The 20,684-nt window shown below is 66.1% G+C and carries 27 protein-coding genes, 2 tRNA genes and 1 pseudogene; 16 read left to right on the top strand and 14 right to left on the bottom strand.

Annotated elements, in window-relative coordinates; translation table 11 throughout:
- Positions 1 to 54: 54 nt before the first annotated feature.
- Complete coding sequence (locus DVK44_RS16285; RefSeq protein ID WP_114660328.1) at positions 55 to 399, bottom strand: branched-chain amino acid transporter permease; 345 nt, start codon at positions 397 to 399, stop codon at positions 55 to 57.
- On the bottom strand, positions 386 to 1,180 hold the full coding sequence (locus DVK44_RS16280) for an AzlC family ABC transporter permease (protein ID WP_114660327.1): 795 nt from the start codon (positions 1,178 to 1,180) through the stop codon (positions 386 to 388). The genes DVK44_RS16285 and DVK44_RS16280 overlap by 14 nt, the downstream gene beginning before the upstream one ends.
- A gap of 79 nt (positions 1,181 to 1,259) precedes the next feature.
- On the opposite strand from DVK44_RS16280, the gene DVK44_RS16275 reads away from it, so the two are divergent.
- A complete protein-coding gene (locus DVK44_RS16275) occupies positions 1,260 to 1,694 on the top strand; it encodes an Lrp/AsnC family transcriptional regulator (RefSeq protein WP_114660326.1) in 435 nt (144 codons plus the stop codon).
- 44 nt (positions 1,695 to 1,738) lie between these two features.
- Here the strand turns inward: DVK44_RS16275 and DVK44_RS16270 are convergent, their stop codons facing one another.
- Both DVK44_RS16270 and DVK44_RS16265 read right to left on the bottom strand, forming a co-directional pair.
- Positions 1,739 to 2,248: a hypothetical protein gene (locus tag DVK44_RS16270; RefSeq protein WP_114660325.1), complete on the bottom strand. Its 510-nt coding sequence runs from the start codon at positions 2,246 to 2,248 to the stop codon at positions 1,739 to 1,741.
- A gap of 44 nt (positions 2,249 to 2,292) precedes the next feature.
- Positions 2,293 to 2,460, bottom strand: coding sequence for a hypothetical protein (locus tag DVK44_RS16265; protein ID WP_181957467.1), 168 nt, complete (start codon positions 2,458 to 2,460; stop codon positions 2,293 to 2,295).
- Positions 2,461 to 2,800: 340 nt separating this feature from the next.
- On the opposite strand from DVK44_RS16265, the pseudogene DVK44_RS16260 reads away from it, so the two are divergent.
- A pseudogene (locus DVK44_RS16260) lies at positions 2,801 to 3,007 on the top strand (NUDIX hydrolase); the annotation flags it as partial.
- Between the two features lie 245 nt (positions 3,008 to 3,252).
- Complete coding sequence (locus DVK44_RS16255) at positions 3,253 to 3,429, top strand: hypothetical protein (RefSeq protein WP_228447178.1); 177 nt, start codon at positions 3,253 to 3,255, stop codon at positions 3,427 to 3,429.
- Here DVK44_RS16255 and DVK44_RS38035 read toward each other — a convergent pair.
- The 3 genes from DVK44_RS38035 to DVK44_RS16235 form a co-directional block, all read right to left on the bottom strand.
- Positions 3,415 to 4,499, bottom strand: a protein-coding gene (locus tag DVK44_RS38035; RefSeq protein ID WP_456243358.1) for an IS630 family transposase whose coding sequence is annotated in 2 segments (ribosomal slippage) — positions 3,415 to 4,053 and positions 4,056 to 4,499 — 1,083 coding nt in all. Because the reading frame shifts where the segments join, the coding sequence is not laid out codon by codon here. The genes DVK44_RS16255 and DVK44_RS38035 overlap by 15 nt on opposite strands.
- 71 nt (positions 4,500 to 4,570) lie before the next feature.
- Complete coding sequence (locus DVK44_RS16240) at positions 4,571 to 5,122, bottom strand: YcxB family protein (protein ID WP_162793859.1); 552 nt, start codon at positions 5,120 to 5,122, stop codon at positions 4,571 to 4,573.
- 605 nt (positions 5,123 to 5,727) lie between these two features.
- Positions 5,728 to 5,952 (bottom strand): cold-shock protein, encoded by a 225-nt coding sequence (locus DVK44_RS16235; protein ID WP_114660321.1) that lies wholly within the window; start codon positions 5,950 to 5,952, stop codon positions 5,728 to 5,730.
- A 1,160-nt stretch (positions 5,953 to 7,112) separates the two neighbouring features.
- On the opposite strand from DVK44_RS16235, the gene DVK44_RS36370 reads away from it, so the two are divergent.
- Positions 7,113 to 7,496, top strand: a complete 384-nt coding sequence (locus tag DVK44_RS36370; RefSeq protein ID WP_162793858.1) for a hypothetical protein — start codon at positions 7,113 to 7,115, stop codon at positions 7,494 to 7,496.
- A 942-nt stretch (positions 7,497 to 8,438) separates the two neighbouring features.
- Positions 8,439 to 10,064, top strand: a complete 1,626-nt coding sequence (locus DVK44_RS36365) for a hypothetical protein (RefSeq protein WP_162793856.1) — start codon at positions 8,439 to 8,441, stop codon at positions 10,062 to 10,064.
- Between the two features lie 482 nt (positions 10,065 to 10,546).
- Here DVK44_RS36365 and DVK44_RS16225 read toward each other — a convergent pair whose 3' ends face one another.
- The 4 genes from DVK44_RS16225 to DVK44_RS16215 form a co-directional block, all read right to left on the bottom strand.
- The gene (locus DVK44_RS16225; RefSeq protein WP_114660320.1) at positions 10,547 to 10,876 is read right to left on the bottom strand and encodes a hypothetical protein; all 330 of its coding nucleotides are present in this window, start codon (positions 10,874 to 10,876) and stop codon (positions 10,547 to 10,549) included.
- A gap of 62 nt (positions 10,877 to 10,938) precedes the next feature.
- The gene (locus tag DVK44_RS36360) at positions 10,939 to 11,283 is read right to left on the bottom strand and encodes a hypothetical protein (protein WP_162793854.1); all 345 of its coding nucleotides are present in this window, start codon (positions 11,281 to 11,283) and stop codon (positions 10,939 to 10,941) included.
- Positions 11,277 to 11,702 (bottom strand): ATP-binding protein, encoded by a 426-nt coding sequence (locus tag DVK44_RS16220; protein WP_114660319.1) that lies wholly within the window; start codon positions 11,700 to 11,702, stop codon positions 11,277 to 11,279. The genes DVK44_RS36360 and DVK44_RS16220 overlap by 7 nt, the downstream gene beginning before the upstream one ends.
- A 46-nt stretch (positions 11,703 to 11,748) precedes the next feature.
- Positions 11,749 to 12,156 (bottom strand): NUDIX hydrolase, encoded by a 408-nt coding sequence (locus DVK44_RS16215; protein ID WP_114665171.1) that lies wholly within the window; start codon positions 12,154 to 12,156, stop codon positions 11,749 to 11,751.
- 116 nt (positions 12,157 to 12,272) lie between these two features.
- Here DVK44_RS16215 and DVK44_RS16210 point away from each other — a divergent pair, with 116 nt between their 5' ends.
- From DVK44_RS16210 to DVK44_RS16180, 7 genes are all read left to right on the top strand, one after another.
- Complete coding sequence (locus tag DVK44_RS16210; protein ID WP_114660318.1) at positions 12,273 to 13,061, top strand: GntR family transcriptional regulator; 789 nt, start codon at positions 12,273 to 12,275, stop codon at positions 13,059 to 13,061.
- 207 nt (positions 13,062 to 13,268) lie between these two features.
- Positions 13,269 to 13,628: an SCO3933 family regulatory protein gene (locus DVK44_RS16205; protein ID WP_114660317.1), complete on the top strand. Its 360-nt coding sequence runs from the start codon at positions 13,269 to 13,271 to the stop codon at positions 13,626 to 13,628.
- A 1-nt stretch (position 13,629) separates the two neighbouring features.
- Positions 13,630 to 15,009 carry an FtsK/SpoIIIE domain-containing protein gene (locus DVK44_RS16200; protein ID WP_114660316.1) on the top strand — a complete coding sequence of 460 codons (1,380 nt, stop codon included), beginning with the start codon at positions 13,630 to 13,632 and terminating at the stop codon, positions 15,007 to 15,009.
- A 92-nt stretch (positions 15,010 to 15,101) separates the two neighbouring features.
- Positions 15,102 to 15,734 carry a DUF2637 domain-containing protein gene (locus DVK44_RS16195; protein WP_114660315.1) on the top strand — a complete coding sequence of 211 codons (633 nt, stop codon included), beginning with the start codon at positions 15,102 to 15,104 and terminating at the stop codon, positions 15,732 to 15,734.
- Positions 15,735 to 15,745: 11 nt separating this feature from the next.
- A complete protein-coding gene (locus tag DVK44_RS16190; protein WP_114660314.1) occupies positions 15,746 to 15,934 on the top strand; it encodes a hypothetical protein in 189 nt (62 codons plus the stop codon).
- A gap of 2 nt (positions 15,935 to 15,936) precedes the next feature.
- Complete coding sequence (locus tag DVK44_RS16185) at positions 15,937 to 16,125, top strand: mobile element transfer protein (RefSeq protein WP_408055324.1); 189 nt, start codon at positions 15,937 to 15,939, stop codon at positions 16,123 to 16,125.
- Positions 16,126 to 16,150: 25 nt separating this feature from the next.
- Positions 16,151 to 16,348, top strand: coding sequence for a hypothetical protein (locus DVK44_RS16180; protein ID WP_114660313.1), 198 nt, complete (start codon positions 16,151 to 16,153; stop codon positions 16,346 to 16,348).
- Between the two features lie 32 nt (positions 16,349 to 16,380).
- Here the strand turns inward: DVK44_RS16180 and DVK44_RS16175 are convergent, their stop codons facing one another.
- Positions 16,381 to 16,593: a hypothetical protein gene (locus DVK44_RS16175; RefSeq protein ID WP_162793852.1), complete on the bottom strand. Its 213-nt coding sequence runs from the start codon at positions 16,591 to 16,593 to the stop codon at positions 16,381 to 16,383.
- 141 nt (positions 16,594 to 16,734) lie between these two features.
- Here DVK44_RS16175 and DVK44_RS16170 point away from each other — a divergent pair, with 141 nt between their 5' ends.
- The 3 genes from DVK44_RS16170 to DVK44_RS16160 are packed head-to-tail and all read left to right on the top strand — an operon-like array spanning position 16,735 to position 19,453.
- Positions 16,735 to 18,027 (top strand): replication initiator, encoded by a 1,293-nt coding sequence (locus DVK44_RS16170; protein WP_114660311.1) that lies wholly within the window; start codon positions 16,735 to 16,737, stop codon positions 18,025 to 18,027.
- The gene (locus DVK44_RS16165; protein WP_114660310.1) at positions 18,024 to 18,230 is read left to right on the top strand and encodes a helix-turn-helix domain-containing protein; all 207 of its coding nucleotides are present in this window, start codon (positions 18,024 to 18,026) and stop codon (positions 18,228 to 18,230) included. Before DVK44_RS16170 ends, DVK44_RS16165 begins: the two co-directional genes overlap by 4 nt.
- The gene (locus DVK44_RS16160) at positions 18,227 to 19,453 is read left to right on the top strand and encodes a site-specific integrase (protein ID WP_114660309.1); all 1,227 of its coding nucleotides are present in this window, start codon (positions 18,227 to 18,229) and stop codon (positions 19,451 to 19,453) included. Before DVK44_RS16165 ends, DVK44_RS16160 begins: the two co-directional genes overlap by 4 nt.
- A gap of 97 nt (positions 19,454 to 19,550) precedes the next feature.
- On the opposite strand, the gene DVK44_RS16155 is transcribed toward DVK44_RS16160, so the two are convergent.
- Positions 19,551 to 19,623: transfer RNA gene (locus DVK44_RS16155), tRNA-Arg, on the bottom strand.
- Between the two features lie 183 nt (positions 19,624 to 19,806).
- Positions 19,807 to 19,897: transfer RNA gene (locus DVK44_RS16150), tRNA-Ser, on the bottom strand.
- A 215-nt stretch (positions 19,898 to 20,112) separates the two neighbouring features.
- Between DVK44_RS16150 and DVK44_RS16145 the strand changes: the two genes are divergently transcribed.
- Entirely contained in the window at positions 20,113 to 20,583 is a 471-nt protein-coding gene (locus DVK44_RS16145) for an SSI family serine proteinase inhibitor (RefSeq protein WP_114660308.1), read from the top strand.
- Positions 20,584 to 20,684 lie beyond the last annotated feature (101 nt).

Here is a 20,684-nt window from a genome sequence, read left to right as displayed (position 1 = left end):
GCATCTGAGCATCCGTTTTGATGACGGACCGGCCCCCGCCCAACCGGGGGCCGGTCACAGGGCGTTGAGCAGGACGACGTAGAGGGCGGTGCCGATCCCCACGCTGAGGATCGTGCGGCGGCCGAAGCCCAGATGTACGCCGCCGGTGACGGCGACCGCGATCAGCGCGTACACCGTCCCGCGCGGATCGGCCGTGACCGTACCGTGCAGAGCCGTCACGGCGAGGATCGCGAGGACCCCGACCGGCATCCACACCGCCAGCTGCCGCACCACCGGCGAGCCGCGCAGAGTGCGCAGCAGCGCGAACGGCAGGGCGCGCAGGGCGAGGGTGATACCGAAGACGATGGCCAGGACGGCCACGAGGTAGGCGGTGCTGGGGGCGGCGCTAGGACTGGGCATCGACGTCCTCATTCCGGGCGGTACGACGGTCAGCGAGCGCGCGCCGGCCGATGAACGTACGGCGACCGATGAGCGCATGGCGGCCGAGAAGCAGCGCCACGAAGAGCAGCAGCGCGGTGAACAGCGCGAAATCCGGAGTCAGTACGAGCCCGGCCGCGACGCCGGCACCGGCGAGCAGGACCGACGGAATCTCCCGGCGGGAGCGGAAGGCGTCCAGCGTGAGCACGGTGAACAGGGCGCACAGCGCGAACTCCAGCCCCTTGACCGGCGCGGGCAGAGCCGCGCCGAGCGCGACACCGGCCAGTCCGCCGCCGACCCAGTAGACCTCGCAGGCGATCTGGAGGGCCAGCAGCCGGCGCGCCGAGCGTTCCGCCTCGGGCAGGGACGCGTTGACGGCGTACGCCTCGTCGATCATCGCGTAGACGGCGTACGCCTTCGCGACCGGATGTCTGACCAGGTGGAGCGGGAAGGAGAAGGCGTAGAAGACGTGCCGGAAGTTGACCACGAGGACGGTCAGCGCGATGGCGGCCAGGGGCGTGACGGTGGCCACCATGCCCACCAGCAGAAGCTCCAGGGAGCCGGCGAACGCGGCCAGGGACAGGGCGGGGGTGAGCCACCAGGGCAGGCCCGCCTGGATGATCAGCAGACCGAGAGCGATGCCCAGGGGGAAGATCCCGAGACCGGCGGAGAAGGAGTCACGGACTCCGTCGGCGATCTGCCGGCGCCGGACGGCAGAAGCGGCGGCGGGCGCCGGGGCGAGAGCCCGGACATCTCGTTTCATCTGCTTATCGTCCCGAAAAATGCCCGCCATATGGTTGCAAAGATTGCACCACCACTCACCCGGGGAGCAATCTAATGCCATGGATGAGATCGACCGAGCAATCATCGGCGAGCTGGAACGGGACGGCCGGCTCACCAACGTAGAACTGGCGCAACGCGTCGGGCTCACGACCGGCCCGTGTCTGCGCCGAGTCCAGAGACTGGAGGCCGACGGCGTCATCGCCGGTTACCGGGCCGTCATCGACCCCACGGCCGTGGGCCGCTCCTTCGAGGTCCTCATCGACCTCAGCCTGGAATCCCAGGACGCGGAGACGGTCGAGCACTTCGAGCGGACGCTGGCGGGGGCCGCGGAGGTCGTCGAGCTGCGCAGACTGTTCGGCAGCCCGGACTACTTCGTACGCGTCGCGGTCGCCGACCTGACCGCCTACGAGAGCTTCCTCAGCGGGTACGTCATGACGCTCCCGCGGATCAAGAACGTCACGTCGCACTTCACGATGAAGACGGTGAAGCGGTAAGACGTCCGAGTTCATCGCGGCCCGGTCGTCAGAGCCGGAGCACGTCAGGAGCCGCCGCCCCACCGCCACCGCGCCCAAGAGCGCGAACGGACACGCGCCGACACGGACAGCTCGGCTCGCAGCGCGTCCTCCAGCACCACAAGGCCGTCCTCCACGGCCTGAAGGGGCCGGTCGCCGGCCGCTGAGGTGCCGTCGGAGATCACCGTCTGGGCATGGAGGAGGGCCCGATGTACGTCACTCACCGCGGAACGGACCTCGTCGTCGGCTATCAGGGACGTCTCGACGATCCACTTGTAGGCAATCGACCGGTTGTCGGCCAGCTTCCCGTCGTCCGCGTTGACCAGGATGGACGCCAGCGAGTCGCGCCAGCCGTAGAGCTTGATCAAGAGGTCCCTGTACAGGCCCTTCTTGTCATCCAACCACCGCACCTGCTCCGCGTGCACGCGCTGCTCCTGCTGAATGCGCACCTGCCCCCGCTGAGCAACCCACGCACCCGCAAAACCCGTCACGCCACCCAGCGTTGTACCCACAAGTCCGACCAGGGCTGCTTCCATGGCTACTTCCTAGCAGAAGCACCCGCCGCAGAACCCGGAGAGCGTCACACCGACCGCCGCCGCGACACAAAAACCAGGTGCACGACCAACAGCACCAGGAAGAACAGCGCGGCCCCACCCGACATCACCACCCACAAGGCCGCTCCCCCGCCCCCGACATCGGCGTCACGGACGGCCACCCGCGGATCGTCCGCGTGGTAGCGGACGGTCATCCGGGTTCCCCACAGAGGACTTGCCACCACCACTACCGGCCGGCAAATCCGCTACGCCACCCAAGCCCCGCCGACTACCATCAATCGGGTCGGCCATCGGTCACGCAAGCATGCGACGGGAAATTCCACAATTTAACCTGCCTTTCGAATCCCTCTTGAATGGAACCCAAAGGCCCACCCTCCTCTTTTCTCTTGACTATCGACAGATTCGAAATGGCGGCTTTAGCTCGGAAGGCCATCATGTGCAGGTCTCAACTCCCCCCTCTTAGCAACCAGATGACAGTCGCAGAAGCCCCCGCTGCTCTGCGATGCTGAAGGTCGATCGAGAGGGGCCGCAGCGATGCGGTGGAAGATCCACGGGGAACGTCCGATCTACGAGAACAGCTGGGTGAACCTGTGGCTCACCGACGTCGAGACACCGGACGGGAACCGCTGGGAGCACCACGTCGTCAAGCTCCGGCACCTGGCCGTGGCCGCCGTGGTCAACGAGCGGCGTGAGGTTCTGATGATGTGGAGGCACCGCTTCATCACGGACGCCTGGGCGTGGCCATGATCGACCGCCGCGCGATCGTCAGCAGCGGCTCCCTCGTCGGGCTGCTCTACGTCCTCATGAACGAGGCGATCCGCTGACCTGACGGGGCAGCACTTCCCGGAGCCGGGCCTCGAACGCCACCGCGGCTGGTTCCCGGCGGAAGGGATCCAGCTGTTCGTAGAACTCCCGGAGGCGGCCGGCGACTCGACCTGTGCCACACCTGCGCGTCACTCCTCCACGAACAGAGCGCCCACGCCCACATGATCATGGAAGTGCTCGGCCACAGCTCGATCCGCGTGACCATGGACTTCTGCACCTTCGTACGGCTCAACTCGCAGCGCTCGGCGTTCGACCGCGTAGGAGATGCCCTGAGGGGTGACGGCAACGACCCGGACGATGACGACGGTTCGGCCGGTGTGCCGCTACTGAGGTTGTAGGCGTGGTGTCGTCAGTGTGAGGCCGGTCCCGGTGAGGCATCCGTCGATGATGTCGCTGCGGTATTGGATCTGGCGGAGGCTGTGCCGTAGCTGGCGGATGAGGTGGTCGGGGTCGGTGAAGGCGGTGTTGGCCTGGGTTGTCCGACGGAGTACTGACCAGATGCCTTCGACGGGGTTGAGGTCGGGTGCGTAGGGCGGCAGGTGGTAGGCGGTGATCCAGTCCTGTGCGTCGATGAAGGCCCGCATGCGGCGGTCTTTGTGGACGTTCAGGTTGTCCCGTATGAGGACGATGGGTCCGTCGAGCTGCTGGTGGGCGGCGATGAGGAGGTCGCGGTACTCGGTCCGGGCGAAGCTCTCGCGGCCGCCGCTCTTGTGGTCGGTATGCCGTTTGGGCCGGTGGATCAGGCGGGAGCGTTCGCCGGGCTGGTAGCAGCACAGGGCTGCCACGGAGAAGCGACGCCGGGAACGGCCCCGGACGCGGATGACCGGGGTGGATCCGCGTCTGCCCCACGTGCGTGAGGTCGGCGGCGTCATAGAGAATCCGGCCTCGTCCTCGAAGACGGTCCAGGCCCCGAGCGCCGCCGCGGTGGTTCCAGGTGCGGCCACACCTCCTTCACCCGGCCGGCGACGGCTGCCTCGTCGCGCTCGACGGCACGACGGGCCGGAACCTGATGGCTCCAGCCACGGCGCCGCAGCATCTGGGAGATCCCCGACAGCGTCATGGACTTGTGGAACCGTCGGCCGGTCAACGTCTTGATCCGGGCGAGCGTCCACCGCTGGTCCGGCCAGCCGTGAGCGACCGGTCCCTTGGCCAACTCCTCCTCGAGCACTGCGAACAGTCGGTCATTCAGCTTCGGACGGGACACCGGGCCGCGGGAACGGACCGCGTCCTGGCCGGCCTCCCGCCAGGACCGCCGCCACCGCTGAACCGACCGGACGCTGACCCGTAACTCCTTCGCAATCTCCGTACTGCCACGTCCGTCGGCGAACATGGCGACCGCTTCCATCCGGACCCGCTCGCGAAATGCTTGCCTCTCCGCGGTCAGACCCCCACCCTGCGGATACCTCATACCTCCGGCATACCGCGACGATCACCAACCGTCAGCCCCTACGACAAGACGACTTCAAGGTCAGTAACCGTCTAGAGCCGCTTCAGGTTCCGGTCCAAGATCTCCCGCAGCCGATCCACGTCTGCGGGGTTCTGGGCGCCCCGCTTGGGCAGTACCGCCATACCCGACGCGCGGTCGCCACCCAGCACCACGAAGAGCCCGGGTGTCTCCAAGTACTCCCGGAACACGGTCCAGTCCACGGTGAAGGACCCCCGCTCACCGGTACTGACCATGCCGCGGTCGTCGGTCACCAGGCGGCACTGTCCGTACGGCTCCATGACACTGAACATCCGGCGGGCCATGGTGCGCAGTCCTCGCACGGCGCCCCAGGATGCGGCTGCCAGCGAGAGCACCAGCGAGATGATCAGCACGGGCAGCGCGAAATCCTGAAGGACCGAGAAGACGAGCATCGCGGCTACCACCACCAGCGGCCCCGCGAGCACCTGGAGCCTGCCCGCCGATGTCCGACGCGCTCGCCCACGGACGGCCTCCTCGAAGTCCGCGACCATCGGCTGGTAGACGAACTCGACGGCCGCACCGCGCCCTGTGTCCTGCTGTGAGGATTCCCCGCCCCTGGTGTCCATGATCCGGAATCCTAGCGAGCGACTGTCCCGGCAAATCAGGGCCACCGTGCCAGAACCACTGGACACCACTCCTGAAGTGGTTGCCGTCAAACACCGCCGTCAACGCAAAAGCAGAGGCCCTAAGGAGTGATCCTTAGGGCCTCTGGTCTGCTGTGCACTCGGCAGGATTCGAACCTGCAACCTTCTGATCCGTAGCTCTACAGAAATCGGTCAACGACGTTCATACAGGCTCCTGCTGACCACCTGACGGCCACCACTGGGCGCTGAGGGTTGCTGTGGTTGCGGTACTCCGCTGCTGTACCGCAACGATGATCGGCACTCAGACACCACAAAGGCGGAGGCGGGGTCCGGAGGAGCCCCCGACTTGCCCCGCGCGGCGCGAAGCGCCAAACGATGTTGCCGGGGCGCAGAGACGGCGACGCACGCGACCACGGCGGCGCTGGAGCATGGGCCCCAAGCTGGCGCGGCACCGCCGAATCGGCCCGAAGGGGCAATGCTGACCATCGCTTTAGAAGTTCGATCCGAGCCCGCTCCGGCGGCTTTGTCGACGGATGCGGCGGCTGGACAGAGGTGGTGGCGTATGCGCTCGTCCGACGTTGTAGAGGTCATGCACGCCGAGGCACAATGCTCACCGCGCGGTAGTCGTATCCGTCCTGTTTGAAGCCCGGGGCCTCCCACCAGAGGTCCACCTGTTGTCCGGGCGACAGGGTACGGAAGCCGGGCGCCTGGATGTCGGAATAGTGGCCGAAGCAACCCCCAGGGGTCTCAGCGGAGTCGAGCACGCCCCACCCTTCCTCGTCGTTCCACTCGCGGACAGTCGCAGTCACCATGGGCGGCACCCTACGGGCTTCGTCTGCGCAGACGCACTTGGTATCTCAGCTTGGAAGCTTGGATTTCTTGGTAGCGGTTGTTGTGCTGACCTGCCCCCGGAGTGTCTGATCCTCAGCCAACGACAGTTAGCTATGACGGCGGATGCGCCGACCGATCACGCACGCGTGTGCCTCGCCGCACCCAGCGGCCTCAGCCGCCCCGCCATGTCGTCGACCAGGGCAAGCTGCGCCGGCGGAAGCGTGGCGGTGAGACATTGAGTGAGGTCCTCTTCGTCCCGAAGCAACTCGATGCGGCCACTGCCTTGGGCTGCCGTGCCTGTCACCTGTACTGATGGTCCGCTGACGTCCACGGTTGTTCGCTGTTGTCCGCCGCGGTCGTCACGCAGTTAGACACTCAGGCGGTGGAGGGTCCCCTCACTCCTTGCCAGGCGGAATGAGTCGGTCAGCGCTCTCGGCGTCATCCACATCTCCGTGCGCGTCCACAGTGATCGGAGTAGCCCGTCCCTTGGAAGAGACGAGCAAGGCAAGTATCTGCTCGGTCAACGGACCGTTATCCGGTCCCTCATCCTTCCAGTACGCGCGCCAGCCGATACCCGGGATGGCAGCTACCACCTGGTCGGCTCGCTCCAAGTGAGAGAAGTCCGGGTAGTCCGTGACCGGCCGGCGGGTTCCTCGCTGCGGATCGACGACGGGGCAACGGCTGTAGTCGCATCCCAGACATCCACGTCCACGGTCCGGCCGATCATGGCCTCAGCGCCATTGAAGATCGCGAGCCAACCCGTCTCGTTGAAGCAGCGCATGCCGCCATCGTTCCTGACGTCGGCGTGATCGCCCACTGGCTTCGGTGGGACCTGAGCTTGGGCTCACGACCGGCTGCGGCGATCCACCCTGCCGACCAGCAATGATGCCCCCTTGAGTGCGAGCCGGAGGTGAGAAGTTACCTGGCGTTGCCCAGTGCTGTCCGCCCAAGCTGGTGCGCATCTGCTGCGGTTCGCCATGGCGCGCGGCAGCGCGGGCTGGCCGTACCCGGGCGCGGTGGTCAATTCCTGAGTGCAACTTGAGGCGGTGCTGCTGTTGCCGTCGGGACAACCCTTGTGTCGTTGCTCAACCAGATCCTCCAATCCCATGTCCCACGACGTGCGGGTGGCTAGCATGAGTCGGTGGCATCTGACGACCTCAATATCGAGGTACCTGGAAGCGGGGAGCTCCCCGCAGACGCCCGAACGGAACTTGAGATATGCCTCAAGGAGTTCGGTGTTGATGTATTTGATGAAGCCAATAGGCTGGAAGATAGCTTTCATATCGGATCGGGGCCGCCAGTGGTGACCTCAAGCCTCATCAGGGAGGCGTTTCTTTACAGCAAGCGGGGGCACATTCAGCGTCCGGTTTCCCCTTCTAGGCATTTTCTGGATGTCGTTTCATATGCGGCGGCCGCTGTCGCAGGAGTCTTTGCGGGGAAGCTTGACACTCCTACAGGCTCGATCGGATTTGCGGCCTCACTTGTCATTGGTGTGATTGCTTACCTTGTGGGGCGAAAGCGATGACTAATTCAAGTGACGCAACAGGTGGCTTTAACCTCAGTGGAGACGCGAGGCGAGAAGCTGACGACTTCACGAATCGTTTCAGGGAGGAGCTGCTTCTTAGGTCGAAGTTGTATGCGGAGTCTCGTGGCTCTAGTGTTGTACAGCGCCGCGACGTATACCTTGCAGGTAGGGACCTTGAAGTATTCGAACGACAGCGATCCGAGTCAAACCCTAAGCGCCTCCTATTCATTGTTGGCGGTGCGGGTGTACTCGTATCCGTCGTTCTTGGAATCGTGTTGGTGGCCGGCGGATTGGATCAGGGTGACAGGCTTTCCGCTGCGATGGGAGCCGCCGTCAGTTTCCTGGGGTTGGCCACAAGCGTCGCAGCGGTGCTGAGAGCTAAGAGGCCGTTGACTGTTGACTCAATTCGAGATGGTGGGTCCGGAGATGACCTTGGGTCTCGCGTGATTACAAATGCTGACGCTGGTGAATTGATTGCTGTATGGCGGGACATTGAGAACCTGATACGCGCTCACCTGTCAGACGACATGGCTGTGCGCCGGAAGGGGATCAGTATGATGGCGCGCGAGTATTCCCAGCGGAACGATCTCGGACCTGATTTTTTTGCTTCTATCCGGGGACTCCTGAATGTGCGCAATAGGCTGATTCATGGGGTGGGGGAGCCCGTAACGCAGACCGAGGCAGAAAACTGGCTCGCGGAGGCGCAAAGGGTTATTTCGATTATGCGCATCAGGGCGTCCAGTGAGCGCGGAGATCCCCCATCGAATCCCTAACTGGCCATTCTCTTAACGGTGGCGAAGATCCAGGTGAAGGAGCTCTCTGACCAATACAACGGTCGGTAACCTGCCCGACATCCTCCAGATTATGCCGGGTAGCGCCTCGGCGTCGTAAGACCTGCCGCATGATGGCCGCATCGCCTGTCGAGGAAGAGAGGTAAATGCTTTGCACACCGGATCTGCAGCCGAATCCCCCGAAGGAACGAAATGGATCGCAAGGCCCACAATCAGAAATCTGAAGAAGGAGCATTCCCCGACCAAAAGTATGGATCTCTGGAGGAGAAACGACGACAAAGAGAACACGCGCCATCGACTACCACCCAATGAACAAGTCAATATTGGCGGATTTACTCTAGTCGAGGCGTTTCCTCCGTCCAATGTTTCACAGCTGTACAGCGCAATCTCAAAGCTTCCAGGACGGAGTTCGGAGACCAAAAGAAACCTGCTCGTCAGGATCGAGGAAAGCAGAAGTGCAACAGGTAGGGCAGGCTGGGAGAGTCTGGGATACGTTCGGCATCCAGAGGCATCGATTTTTCCCGATGGATTCTACGACCCCGAACTGCCAAACGAGGTTTCGACAGTCTGGCTCAGGCTTTACTATTTCATACCATCAACAGTAATACTAGTTGCCACTTTCACCCTCAAAGAGGACGCTGGCGATCTATCTGAAATCTTGCGAAAAGACTACTCCACCGAACTGCGCAACGAGAGAACGAAGATTTCAGGGAGATTCACTCGAATCAGGTCGCAGATTCCGTGGGTCAAGCCTAAAAGGTTCTCCACCTCCCACAGCTTACACACTCCACAATTTCAAAAAATCGACGCTTGCGAAGATGCAATTTCGGCAATCGAAGAAGCATGCTGGAGATGGATTTCCAAGCGCTTCCCCGGACGATTCAGCACGGAACCGTCAAAGTATCGACCAAGCTTGAGAATCTTTTTCACTAAAGATTCAGAACCGTTCGAAAGAAATCAGCAAGCCCTCTCCCTAATCGGACTTGGGTTCTCTACAAATCAATGGCGTTCGCCCGAGGTTCCCGGATGGTCCATCAGCTTCGACAACTGGAGGGCGTACTCGTACCGGCCGTTCCAAGCAGTCGCTGCAGCTCGACGGTCTGCGGCTTCAGCGAAAGAAGAACCAGCGAACGACAGCACAAGTATCTGGGCCTTGACTCAAGATTTTCATGACTACCAGTCCAGTCTCGCCGCCCGCTGGGCGATGAGTTGCCTGCTTTCCGTCTACTCCTATCGTCTAGGCAGATTGCGGGACCGCTCCGCCACGCGTCGGCGCATCGATAGGCCAGTCAGACAAGCGCGGGCTCTCGACCAATTCTTGCTGGGCGATGGACTCGACGCTGCCACTGTAGCTAGCGAGATGAAAACTTTCGCCGCGAGTGAAAAATCATTCCGCTACGACGTAATTGAGTACGTCGAAGTTTCCAATCTTCCGAGTGATCCTACTCCTACGAGAGCCCAGGCCCCCCAACGCAAGAGTCGATTCATCAAGACGCTACTGCTTGCAGCTCCCCGAAAAAACAGGAAAGGTGACAATGCTAGCGAAGCCAAGGGAGCTCGAAAGGCCCGTGAGCTAAATTCGACGATTCGCAACATCCTGACCGATCAATCAGAGAGGCTGATTGACGATATGCAGATTGCAACTACTAACATTGGCGCATCCGCCGGACTCCGGCAGGCTATTGCAAATACCAGAATGCAGCGAGCTGTCGTACTTCTTGCGATCATCGCGACTGCGTCTGGCGTTTTCGGCGCTTGGGTATCAATTCGAGGATAGGTCGGCGCACGAGTGAAAACATAGCCAAACGAAGCATGCCTGCTGAAAACTGCCCCACCACTCACCCCAGCTTCCATCCCGTCCGCCTTCGACCCACACACCGTGGAGCGGTCGTGGTTCAGGGCGTCAAGGTGGAGCGCGCCACTGTACGAACGACCTTGACGCCCTGGGCCGCGACTGCTCGGCTCTGCCTGGGTCGGAGGTGGTCGGGATGGGAGCCCCACGACGCTCGCCCCGCTCCGGCCGGCAGTCGCGAACGGTGCCCCATCCATCCCGGAGTCTGAGCGCCCCCGCCGGAGGCATCGTCGTGAAGCCGCGGGCTTGGTTCTCGACTCATGCCCCGGGCCTATCCAGTTGTGGGCGCGCGTCGGCGGCGGCAGCGCCGAGCGGGCCGAAGGCAGGAGCGCGGGCGCAGCCAGAGCCGGGAGCGCGCCCGGCGGAGCGGAGCGCAGCCGGGTGCCTTGAAACCGTAGAGAAAGTTGTTACTCACGCTGTTCTTGGGGCTGGGCGTACTTCTCCACGCAGGCTGGGAGGTTGATGCCCTGGCGAGTCGACAGTTTGAGGTAGCGCACCGGGTGGGCGGTCCATTGGATGGTCGTGCGGCTGTCGTGGACGGTGAGGGTGCAGGGCTCGCCCTTGGTGAGCGCCTGGAGGGCGTCTTGGTGGTCGTCGGACAGCCAGGCCCATATCTCGGTGAAGGCGTCGTCGTCCAAAGCTGAGGCGATCGTACGGGCGGCGATTCGGATCCAGCGAACGGCTTGATGAGCGGTCTCGGCGTCGAGGGAGCCGAGTTGCTTTCGAGGCCGGCCCATTGCCGGGTCGTGGGTCCAGCATTCGCATCGGAAGCCGTCGGTGAGAAGTGGCGCGGGCTTCGTCAATGGGTGCCTCCTGCCGGACGGGCGGAAAGCACGTAGCGGGTGGTGTCGTCGTACAGGGTGAGTACGTAGGTCCGGCCGCGAGCCAGGGTGGTGAGGGCTCGTTCGTGTTCGGCTTCGTCGGTGAGCCAGTGGTGGCCCGGCAGCGCGTATGGCTGGTCAAATTGATCGGTGACGTCCTGGACCCGGGTGTATATCCAGCGCAGGGCAAGACGTGGGCTGCCGGTCGGATGCGAGTTCAGCCAGATGATGCGGCCACCGGGAGTGTGAGCGTTGACCTCGCACCAGTAGCCGACGCTCCGGGTCGATGGGGGTAAGAGGCGCGCTCCAGCGTTCCTCACCATGGGTGATCTCCGGGCAGGCTGGTGAGGAGTTCCGCCGTGACGGTATGGCCCCGGCCGTTGTCGTGGATCGCGACGGTGTGGGCGAGCGTGTTGACCATGCCGAGTCCTCGGCCGCGTTGGGCGTCCTCGTCGGCGTGCGTCACCTTCGGTGTCGTCTCGGAGCCGCCGGCGTCGGTGACGGAGATGGCCACCACGTGCTCGGAGAGGGCGAGCGCGACGTGGAAGACGCCGGTCCGGCCGCCGCTGGCCGTGTAAAGAAGCGCGTTCGTGCCGAGTTCGCTGACGATCACGGCGACGTCGTCGGCGCGGGGGTGGCCGGTGAGGATGTCGCGTGTCCAGCGGCGGGCCCGGCTCACTTCTTCCGAGAATCCTGGGCAAGTCAGCCCCCAGACACGCACCCTGCTCATATACTCGTGCATACAAGTTCCTTTACGCTGGTGGGCGGCCATGGACCGTTGGTTAGTGCTAGACGAGTTTCACGCCATCGTGGGCGCGTACGGCCGGCGGCGATACCGCGTCCAGGGCGTCGAGCACGCGGATCGCGTACGCCTCGTCGGCAAGCTCCCCCAGCTCGTCGCGGGTGACCCAGCGCAACGCCTTGGTCTCGTCGCCGGTGGTGGGCTCGCCTTCGATCGCCTGGCAGCGGAAGACGAGCGAGACGATCAGGCCCGTCATGTTCTTGTAGGCGCCGGTCAGGGCCGCCGGAAGGGCGATCTTGATTCCGGTCTCTTCGAGAACTTCCCGCTGCAAGGCGTCGAGAAGGGTCTCACCGGCCTCGACAACGCCGCCCGGCGGCTCCCAGTGCCCGTTGTCGCGTCGCTTGATCAGCAGGGCTCGACCGTGGTCGTCCACGATCACCCCGGCGACGCTCACCGAGTGGGGGCGTTCGGCAGTGGTCACTTTCGGCGTTCCTCGTCCATAGAGCTGACTAGGCTCATCACCGTAGCAAGAGGACTCAGACTCTTGTCTAGATATCCAAAGGAGTACACATGGCCGCTCTTCCTTCCGGCGTGCTCGGCTCGCTGGACCCGACCAGCGACCGCGCGGTGTTCCGGCAGATCGCCGACCAGCTCCGCGATGCCATCGACCGGGGAAGTTTCACCGAGGGGGCGAAGCTGCCTTCGGAATCGGAGCTGGTCGAGCACTTCGGCGTCTCCCGCATGACCGTGCGCAACGCGCTCTCGATGCTCCAGAGCGAGGGGCTCGTGTCGTCCGAGCACGGCAAGGGTGTCTTCGTCCGGCCACGACCGCCGGTGCGGCGGCTGGCTTCCGACCGGTTCGCCCGGCGCCATCGTGAGCAGGGGAAGTCCGCGTTCATCGTGGAGGCCGACGCGGCCGGCAGTCGGCCGGAAGTGGACAACCTGGAGGTCAAGGAAGAGCGGCCGACTGCTGATGTGTCCGCCCGGCTGGGTGCTCCCCGGCGAGTGCTGGCCCGGCGCCGCCGGTATCTGCTGGACGGCCGGCCGGTCGAGTTCGCCGTGTCGTACTTGCCGCTCGACCTGGCCCGCGACACCCCGATCGCCCAGCCCAATCCCGGCCCCGGCGGTATCTACGCCCGCCTCGAAGAACTCGGCCACCACCTCGACCACTTCGAGGAGGAGATCCGGGCGCGCATGCCCTCGCCACAGGAGGTCAAGACGCTCCAACTCGCCTCAGGCGTACCGGTCATCCATCTGATCCGTACCGCGTTCGACACCAAGGGCCGCGCCGTAGAGGTGTGCGACACGGTCATGGCCGCCGACGCCTATGTGCTGAGCTACCAACTGCCCGCTACGTAACGGCCCGGAGTGCACGGGGTGCTGACGAACCCTCCGGGGGGAGCGCGCCTCTCAGAACTCGTACACACCAACCCACATACTCGTATAGACGAGTGGGCAAGATGTGTGTCAGAGTGGCTGACGTTCCTGCACCTCCCCGATCTCGGACGCATCTTGTATAGATGACTAGATGCTGCGAGTCGGGGCTGATCCGAGGAGATACATCCCGTGCGTTCCATCCGAGTCGAGACCTCCACCGCGACGATCCTGCTCACTGAGACCCCCGAACCGAAGGTCCGCGACCGCCAGACCGGTGAGATCGCCAAGGACGCGGTGAGCGGTGAGGCGCTGATGAAGGTCGGCGTCGTGTACATCGATGAGGGCGAGTCGGCTCTCATCCACGTGACCGTTCCCGAGAGCGGTGTCACCGACGGCTTGGTCCTGGGTGCGCCGGTGTCGCTGCCGGGGCTGGTGGCCCGGCCCTGGGAGTCGGTGTTCAACGGACAGCCGCGTCACGGCATCGCCTACCGCGCCGCCGCCGTCACCTCCGGAGCCTTCCCCGCCGCTGTGGTCGGCGCGGGTGCCTGACATGTCCGTCGACCTGCTGACGCTTGTCCTCGTGGGCGGCCTACTCGTCGCCCTCGGCGGCCTCGCCGTCTGGGTACGGACCCGCTTTCCGGCTCTGCGCTGGTGCGTCTTGGGCCTGCCGTTGTGCGTGATCCGGCTCCTGACCTCGTACGGCTCGGTCATGGACGCTTGTGGCCTGACGGTCGCCCCCTCGCGGCTGCGGGTCATGGCGCTGCGGGCCGCCACCCGACGGGAGATACGCGCCGTTCCACCTCGCCGTGGCCTGCTCCGCCCCACCGCCACCGGCCTGCGGGTACGGCTACGGCTCGCGCCCGGCCAGGAACCTGCCGACATCACCGCCTCCGCCGAACGGCTGCGCCACGCGTGGGGCGTTCACGCCGTGTACGTCACCCCGGTCAAGCCGGGCATGGTCGAACTGCGCCTGGTCGGCTTCGACGTACTGACCCACGTCCGCATGCCCAAGGCGGGGAAGTCGGCTGAGCTGCGGATACCGGTCGCGCTGCGGGAGGACACCTTGCCGTTCGTACGCGACTACCTGGCCGTCCCGCACCAACTCACCCTCGGCGCAACGCTGTCGGGCAAGTCCATGTACCTGCGCAACCTGATCACCGGCCTCGCCCACCAACCCGTCGCCCTCGCCGGCATCGACTGCAAACGGGGCGTCGAACTCGCGCCTTTCGCTCCTCGTCTGTCCGCACTCGCCACCGATCCGCACGAGGCGTGGGAGTTGCTGCCCATACTCGTCAAGGAGATGGAGGACCGGTACGACCTGATCAGGGCCCGGCAGGGCATCGCTCCCGGCACCCGGGCCGAGGACATCACCTCGGACGTCTGGGGACTCCCGGAGAGCGAGCGCCCGACACCGATCGTGCTGTTCGTGGACGAGGTGGCGGAACTCTTCCTCCTCGCCACCCGGAAGGACGAGGAGCGGCGCGACGAGATGGTCACCCAGCTCATCCGCCTCGCCCAGCTCGGCCGCGCCGCCGCCATCTACCTGGAGGTCTGCGGTCAGCGCTTCGGCGCCGAACTCGGCAAGGGCGCCACCATGCTCCGCGCCCAGCTCTCCGGCCGCGTCTGCCACCGTGTGAACGACGAACCCTCGGCCAAGATGGCGCTCGGCGACATCGCCCCGGAAGCCGTCGGCGCCGCCTGCGCCATCGCCCCCGAACGGCCCGGCCTCGCCGTCGCCGGAGACACGTCCGGCGGCTGGACCCGTATCCGTACGCCGTACCTCTCCCTGAGCGACGCCGCCGCCGTCTGCCGGGAAACCGCCGCGCTGGTCCCGGACATCCCCGCACTCGCGCCCTTCCGGCCCGTCGCCCCCACATCTCCGGTGGAACAGCCCGTACGGCTGGCCACGCCGCGCCCCGCCACCGGCTGAATCCCCCCACCCACCGCACCACCGGTCGGCGCGACCGCTCCCGCGCCAACTCCCTACCCCGCCATGCCCGCAAGAGAAAGGAGGCGATACAGATGCGCCGCCAACTGGCCCGGATCGACGCCGTACTGATCCAAGCCGCGATCGCCGGTGCCCTCTCCTTCGCCCACCTCCACGACCTGGCCGAAGCCGCCGGACAACACGGCTGGAAAGCCTGGGCCTACCCCATCTCCGTCGACCTGCTGCTCGTCGCGGCCTGGCGACGGCTGCGCTCCGGTCGCTCGACGGTCTCGGGCTGGTGCTGGTTCCTTACTGCGCTGATCGCCTCCCTCGGCGCGAACGTCGCCACCGCCGGCCTCCTCGACCTCGACGCCATACCCGCGTGGCTCCGCATCCTCGTCGCCGGGTGGCCCGCCATCGCTTTCCTCGGCGGAACTTTGCTCGCCCACGCTCCCGTTCCCGCCGAGATCGATCCGAGCCCGGTCACCGGACCACCCGAGCTGGTCGTGGAACCCGAGCCGGCCGTGGACTCCGCGCCGGACTCGCCGCCGCAACCGGCCCCTGTCCCCGCTCCCACCGCCGTCCCGGCCGCCTTGGTCGAGCACGCCCGCAAGGTGGCCACCGCCCACCAGGACCGGACCGGCGAACCCATCGACACCGACACCCTGCGCGCCCGACTCGGCGTACCACCGGCCCTCGCACGGCAGATCGCCGCCCAACTCGCCTGAGAGGAAACCGTATGGCCGACCAGTCCCCGGCCGAACTACTCGCCCAGGCCGACCACCTCGCGCGCACCGGCCGCCCCGCACTCGCACGGCTGTGCGCGGAGGAAGCCGCCAAACAGACACCCGACCCTACGGACGCGGCCGGCATCCTGCGCCGCTACCCCGCTCCCGACCGCACCCGCGCCCGCGAAAGGACGAACTGATCATGCGCCCGAAGCGCTTCAAGAACGTGACCCGCAACGGCCCGGTCCAGATCGGCAGTTCGTACGACAACCGGGGCCGCGAGAAGCACACCGTCGCCTGCACGGCGCCCCGCTGCGGATTCTCTGCCGACTACGACTCACGCTCCGCCGCCGAACTCGCCGCCCGCACCCACCGCTGCCCCGCCCGCTGAAATCCCCCGACAGGAGATCCCGCCCGTGACCGTCTCCCTGCCACTTGTCCTGGTCCTCGGCGTCATTGCCTGGACCGCAATCAAGTTCCTCGGTGTCCGCCTCTGGGTCGTCGCGGTCGTCGCCCTCTTCGGCTTCTACCTCAACCAGACCTTCCTGGCCCCCGCCATCGACTCCGGCACCAGGACCGGCGTCGACATCGTCAACGGCACCAACCGACCCTAGAAGCGCCGTTGCCACTGGCCGGCCGTCGTCACTCAGAGCATGCCGAACGTCCGCACGCCCGCCACGGCGAGCCCCGCGACCCCAAGCACCCCGGCGATACCTCTCAGCACGTCCGGCGAGAACCGTGGATCAAGACCGCCTCCCGGCGACCGCTCCGCCAGCAGGTCGTAGGCACGCAACCCGAGATTGCGGACGTCGAACGCGATCACCAACGCCCCGCCACCGACCACAAGACCGGCTGCCAAACGAACCCAATCCCCCACCGGCCAGCCCCCATCCGCTCCGCCCGACACCTGTCACCCGTCAGACCAAGGAGAAGCACCATCTTCGCGCACGCCACCGCACCGCCCCGCACCGAACTGCGCCATCTCGCCGCCTACGGGCAGTTGCCCGGACTCCTACGCCAGCTCTCCACCCTAGGCGGCTGCACCCGGCCCATCCGCCTCACCGGCCACCGCACCGAACACCACCTCGACACCACCACCGGCGAAATCGGCCCCGTACTCCACCACCTCGACTCGACCACCCTCCCGGCCGGGCAGCTTCTCGTCCGGTGCAACAACCGCCGCACCACCCGCTGCCCCGCCTGCGCCGAGACCTACCGCCGCGACACCTACCACCTGATCACCGCCGGACTGCGCGGCGGCAAAGGCACCCCCGAACAGGTCTCCACACACCCCCGCGTCTTCGCGACCTTCACCGCACCCGGCTTCGGCCCCGTCCACAACCGCCCATCCGGCCACCCCGCCTGCCGCTGCGGCACCACCCACCCCGCCGACGATCCCGCCCTCGGCACCCCGCTCGCCCCGCACTCGTACGACTACGAAGCCGCGGTGCTCTGGAACGCCCACGCCGGGGCCCTGTGGCGGCGCTTCTCCATCTACCTCCGCCGCGAGATCGCCAAGCGCGCCGGACTCACCCAACGCGCCTTCCGCCAGTACGCCCGCGTCTCCTTCGCCAAAGTCGCCGAGTACCAGCGGCGCGGCGCCGTCCACTTCCACGCCGTCATCCGCCTCGACGGCCCCGACGGCAGCACCACCCCGCCCCCGGCCTGGGCCACCGCCGAACTTCTCACCGACGCAATCACATCCGCCGCCCGCACCGCCCGCGTATCCGGACCCGTCCTCGACGGCCGCGAGCACACGTTCGCCTTCGGCCGTCAGCTCGACGTACGCACCATCCGGAGTGCCGACTTCGCGGGCGGCACCGAACTCACCGACCGCGCTGTGGCCGGTTACATCGCCAAGTACGCCACCAAGGGCGCCGAAACCGCCACCGGCACCCTCGACCACCGCATCCGCCTCCTGGCCGAACTCGCCCACACCGACACCACCGAACACGCCCGCCGCCTCGTCCGCACCTGCTGGGACCTCGGCGCCCGCCGCGGCCTCGGACACCTCCGCCTCCGCGCCTGGGCCCACATGCTCGGCTTCCGGGGCCACTTCTCCACCAAGACCCGCCGCTACTCCACCACCCTCTCCACCCTCCGCCAGGCACGCGCCGAATGGCAGCGCCTCCAAGCCGCCCTCGCACGCGGTGAGGACGCCCACGCCCCCGCACCACCCTCCACGCTCGTCCTCGCCCGCTGGGACTACGCCGGAAACGGCCTCACACGCGGCGAAGCCTGGCTCACCGACCTGCTCCACGCCGACCGCGCAGAAGGGGAAACGTCCCGATGAACACGGTCGCCATCACGCCCAAGTGGCACACCACCGCCGAGGTCGCCCTCATGCTCGGCTTCGGCCTCTCCAAGACCAAGACGCTCGTCCTCACCGGGGAAATCCGCTCCGTCAAGGTCGGCCGCAACCGCCGCATCCTCCCGGCCTGGGTGGACGAGTACGTACAGCGCGTAGCCACCGCAGCAGAGGAGAACGCCGCATGAGCGGGAAGCGCGGTAACGGCGAAGGGTCCATCTACCCGTACAAGAACGGCTTCGCCGCGTACGTCTGGGTCGACACCCCCGACGGCAAACGCAAGCGCAAGTACGTCTACGGCAAGACCCGCGACGACGTGCACGACAAGTGGATCAAACTCCACACGGAGGCCAAAAAGGGCCCCGTGGCGACCCGCCACCGTACCCTCGACGCCTTCCTCACGTACTGGCTCGACTCCATCGTGAAACCCAATCTCGCCCCGCTCTCCTATGTCTCGTACGAAGGTTCCGTGCGGCTCTACATCGCGCCGCACCTCGGCACCAAGCGCCTCGACAAGCTCACCGTTCGGGACGTACGCGAGTGGCTGACCAAGCTGGCCGGCATCTGCCAGTGCTGCGCGCAGGGCAAGGACGCCAAGCGTTCACCGAGTCGGCAACGCTGCTGCGCCGCCGGTGAGTGCTGCGAGTCGTACCCCTCCCGTCGGGTGGTTCAGGCGTCCCGTGACGCTCTGCGGGCCGCGCTGACCCACGCGGTCACGGAGGAGGAGATCGGTAAGAACGTCGCCTCCCTGGTCAAGGTCCCCAAGCCGCGCCGCCGCCGGATCAAGCCGTGGTCCGTGGCCGAGGCGAGCCACTTCCTCTCCGACGGTCTGGCCCGTGACGATCATCTGTTCGCGGCCTGGGTGCTGGTCCTCTGCCTGGGGCTGCGCCGTGGTGAAGTACTCGGTCTGACCTGGAAGTCCATCGACTTCGCAACCAGTGAGCTGTACGTGGATCACCAGATCCAGCGGGCCGGACGGCAGATCCTCCATCGCGAGACCAAGACGGAGGAGTCGGACGACTTCCTCCCTCTGCCCGCACTCTGCCTCAAGGCCCTGCGCATGCGCCGTGCCCAGCAGACCGGGGACCGGAAAGCGGCGGGTGATCTCTGGCAGGACCGGCACGATCTGGTCTTCACCACGAAGTACGGAACGCCGATCGAACCGGGGAACCTCACCCGCATGTTCGCCCTGCGCGCCCGCCGGGCCGGCCTCCGCGTGATCCCGCTGCGGAACACCCGGCACACGTGCAGCTCGCTCCTGGTCGCCCTCAAGGTGCATCCGAAGATCGCTCAGCGCATACTTCGGCACTCACAGATCGCCATGACGATGGAGGTCTACGCGGAGGCGAGCGAGGAAGCGGTGCGTGCGGCCATCGGCAAGCTTTCCGAAGCGATGGGCGGCACCGGCTGATATTCAGCCGGACCCGTTGCCCCGTTGCTGTACTTCGCTGCTGTACGAGAAACGCAAGAGGCCCGATCGGTTTCCCGATCGGGCCTCTGAGCTGCTGTGCACTCGGCAGGATTCGAACCTGCAACCTTCTGATCCGTAGTCAGATGCTCTATCCGTTAAGCTACGAGTGCCTGTCAGTGGCCTTGGGCCACTGTGCTTGGCTTCTGGGGTTCTTGGCCCTGTCGGCGTTGCGAGAACAACATTACATGACCTGTGGCGCCAGGTGAAATCCATTGGCTGGACCGGGGCTGACCTGCGGAGATGTGGGGAAATGGCCGAAGCCCCGGCTGTGGGGCCGGGGCTTCGGGGTGGGGCGGAGGCGGAGGGATTTGAACCCTCGATGGGCTTTAAGACCCAAACCGCATTAGCAGTGCGGCGCCATAGACCGGACTAGGCGACGCCTCCAGACACATCCGCGCGGGCGCGGATGGTGCGTGCAGATGATGACACAGCCGGGTGTGGTGTCACCAATCGCTGCTCACGGTACTAGGAGGGTGGCCCCGAGGGCAAAGCACATGTCTGCGCGCAACGCTGGGGGCCGGTGGGCGTTAGGCAGGGGGCGGGGCGGTCGGGTCCCGTTGTTACTCGCCAGACACTTGTCGTCCCTCTCAGGAGTCCTCATGCCGCGTCGTTCCGCCGTCGCCCACGTCACCGGTCTTGCCTCTCTTCTTGTCTCTCTTGTCGCGCTCGCGGGGGTTCCGGCGGCCGCCGTCTCGGTGCCCGGGGGTGATGTGTTCACCGTCACCGTCGCGGACAGCGGGGTGCCCGGGGCCGACGGAACGTTCCGGCTGAGCTGCCGGCCGGCCGGCGGGACGCATCCGAAGGCTCAGGCCGCGTGCGACCGGCTGGCGGAGCTGGGGGCGGGGGCGCAGTCGGAGGCGGGCGCGGGGTCCGTCCCGGGCGGGCGGGATCCGTTCGCGCCCGTACCCCGGGACACCATGTGCACCATGCTGCACGGCGGTCCCGCCACCGCCCGGATCAGCGGCACCTGGCGCGGCCGGGCCGTCGACGCCTCGTTCAGCAAGAAGAACGGATGTGAGATCTCCCGCTGGCGGACCCTGGAGCCCGTACTGCCGGCCTCCCCCGCGTAAATCCCCGGCGGCCCCGGAATCAGCCCCCGCGCACGTGCCGCGCACAGGCTCCGGCCGGGCGCCGGGGCGGGCGCCCGGGCGGAGCGAGAGGCTCCGCGTAC

The organism is Streptomyces paludis, assembly GCF_003344965.1.
Lineage (GTDB): Bacteria > Actinomycetota > Actinomycetes > Streptomycetales > Streptomycetaceae > Streptomyces > Streptomyces paludis.
The sequence above is the reverse complement of the archived record's forward strand: the minus strand, read 5'-3'. Positions and strand labels throughout refer to the sequence as shown.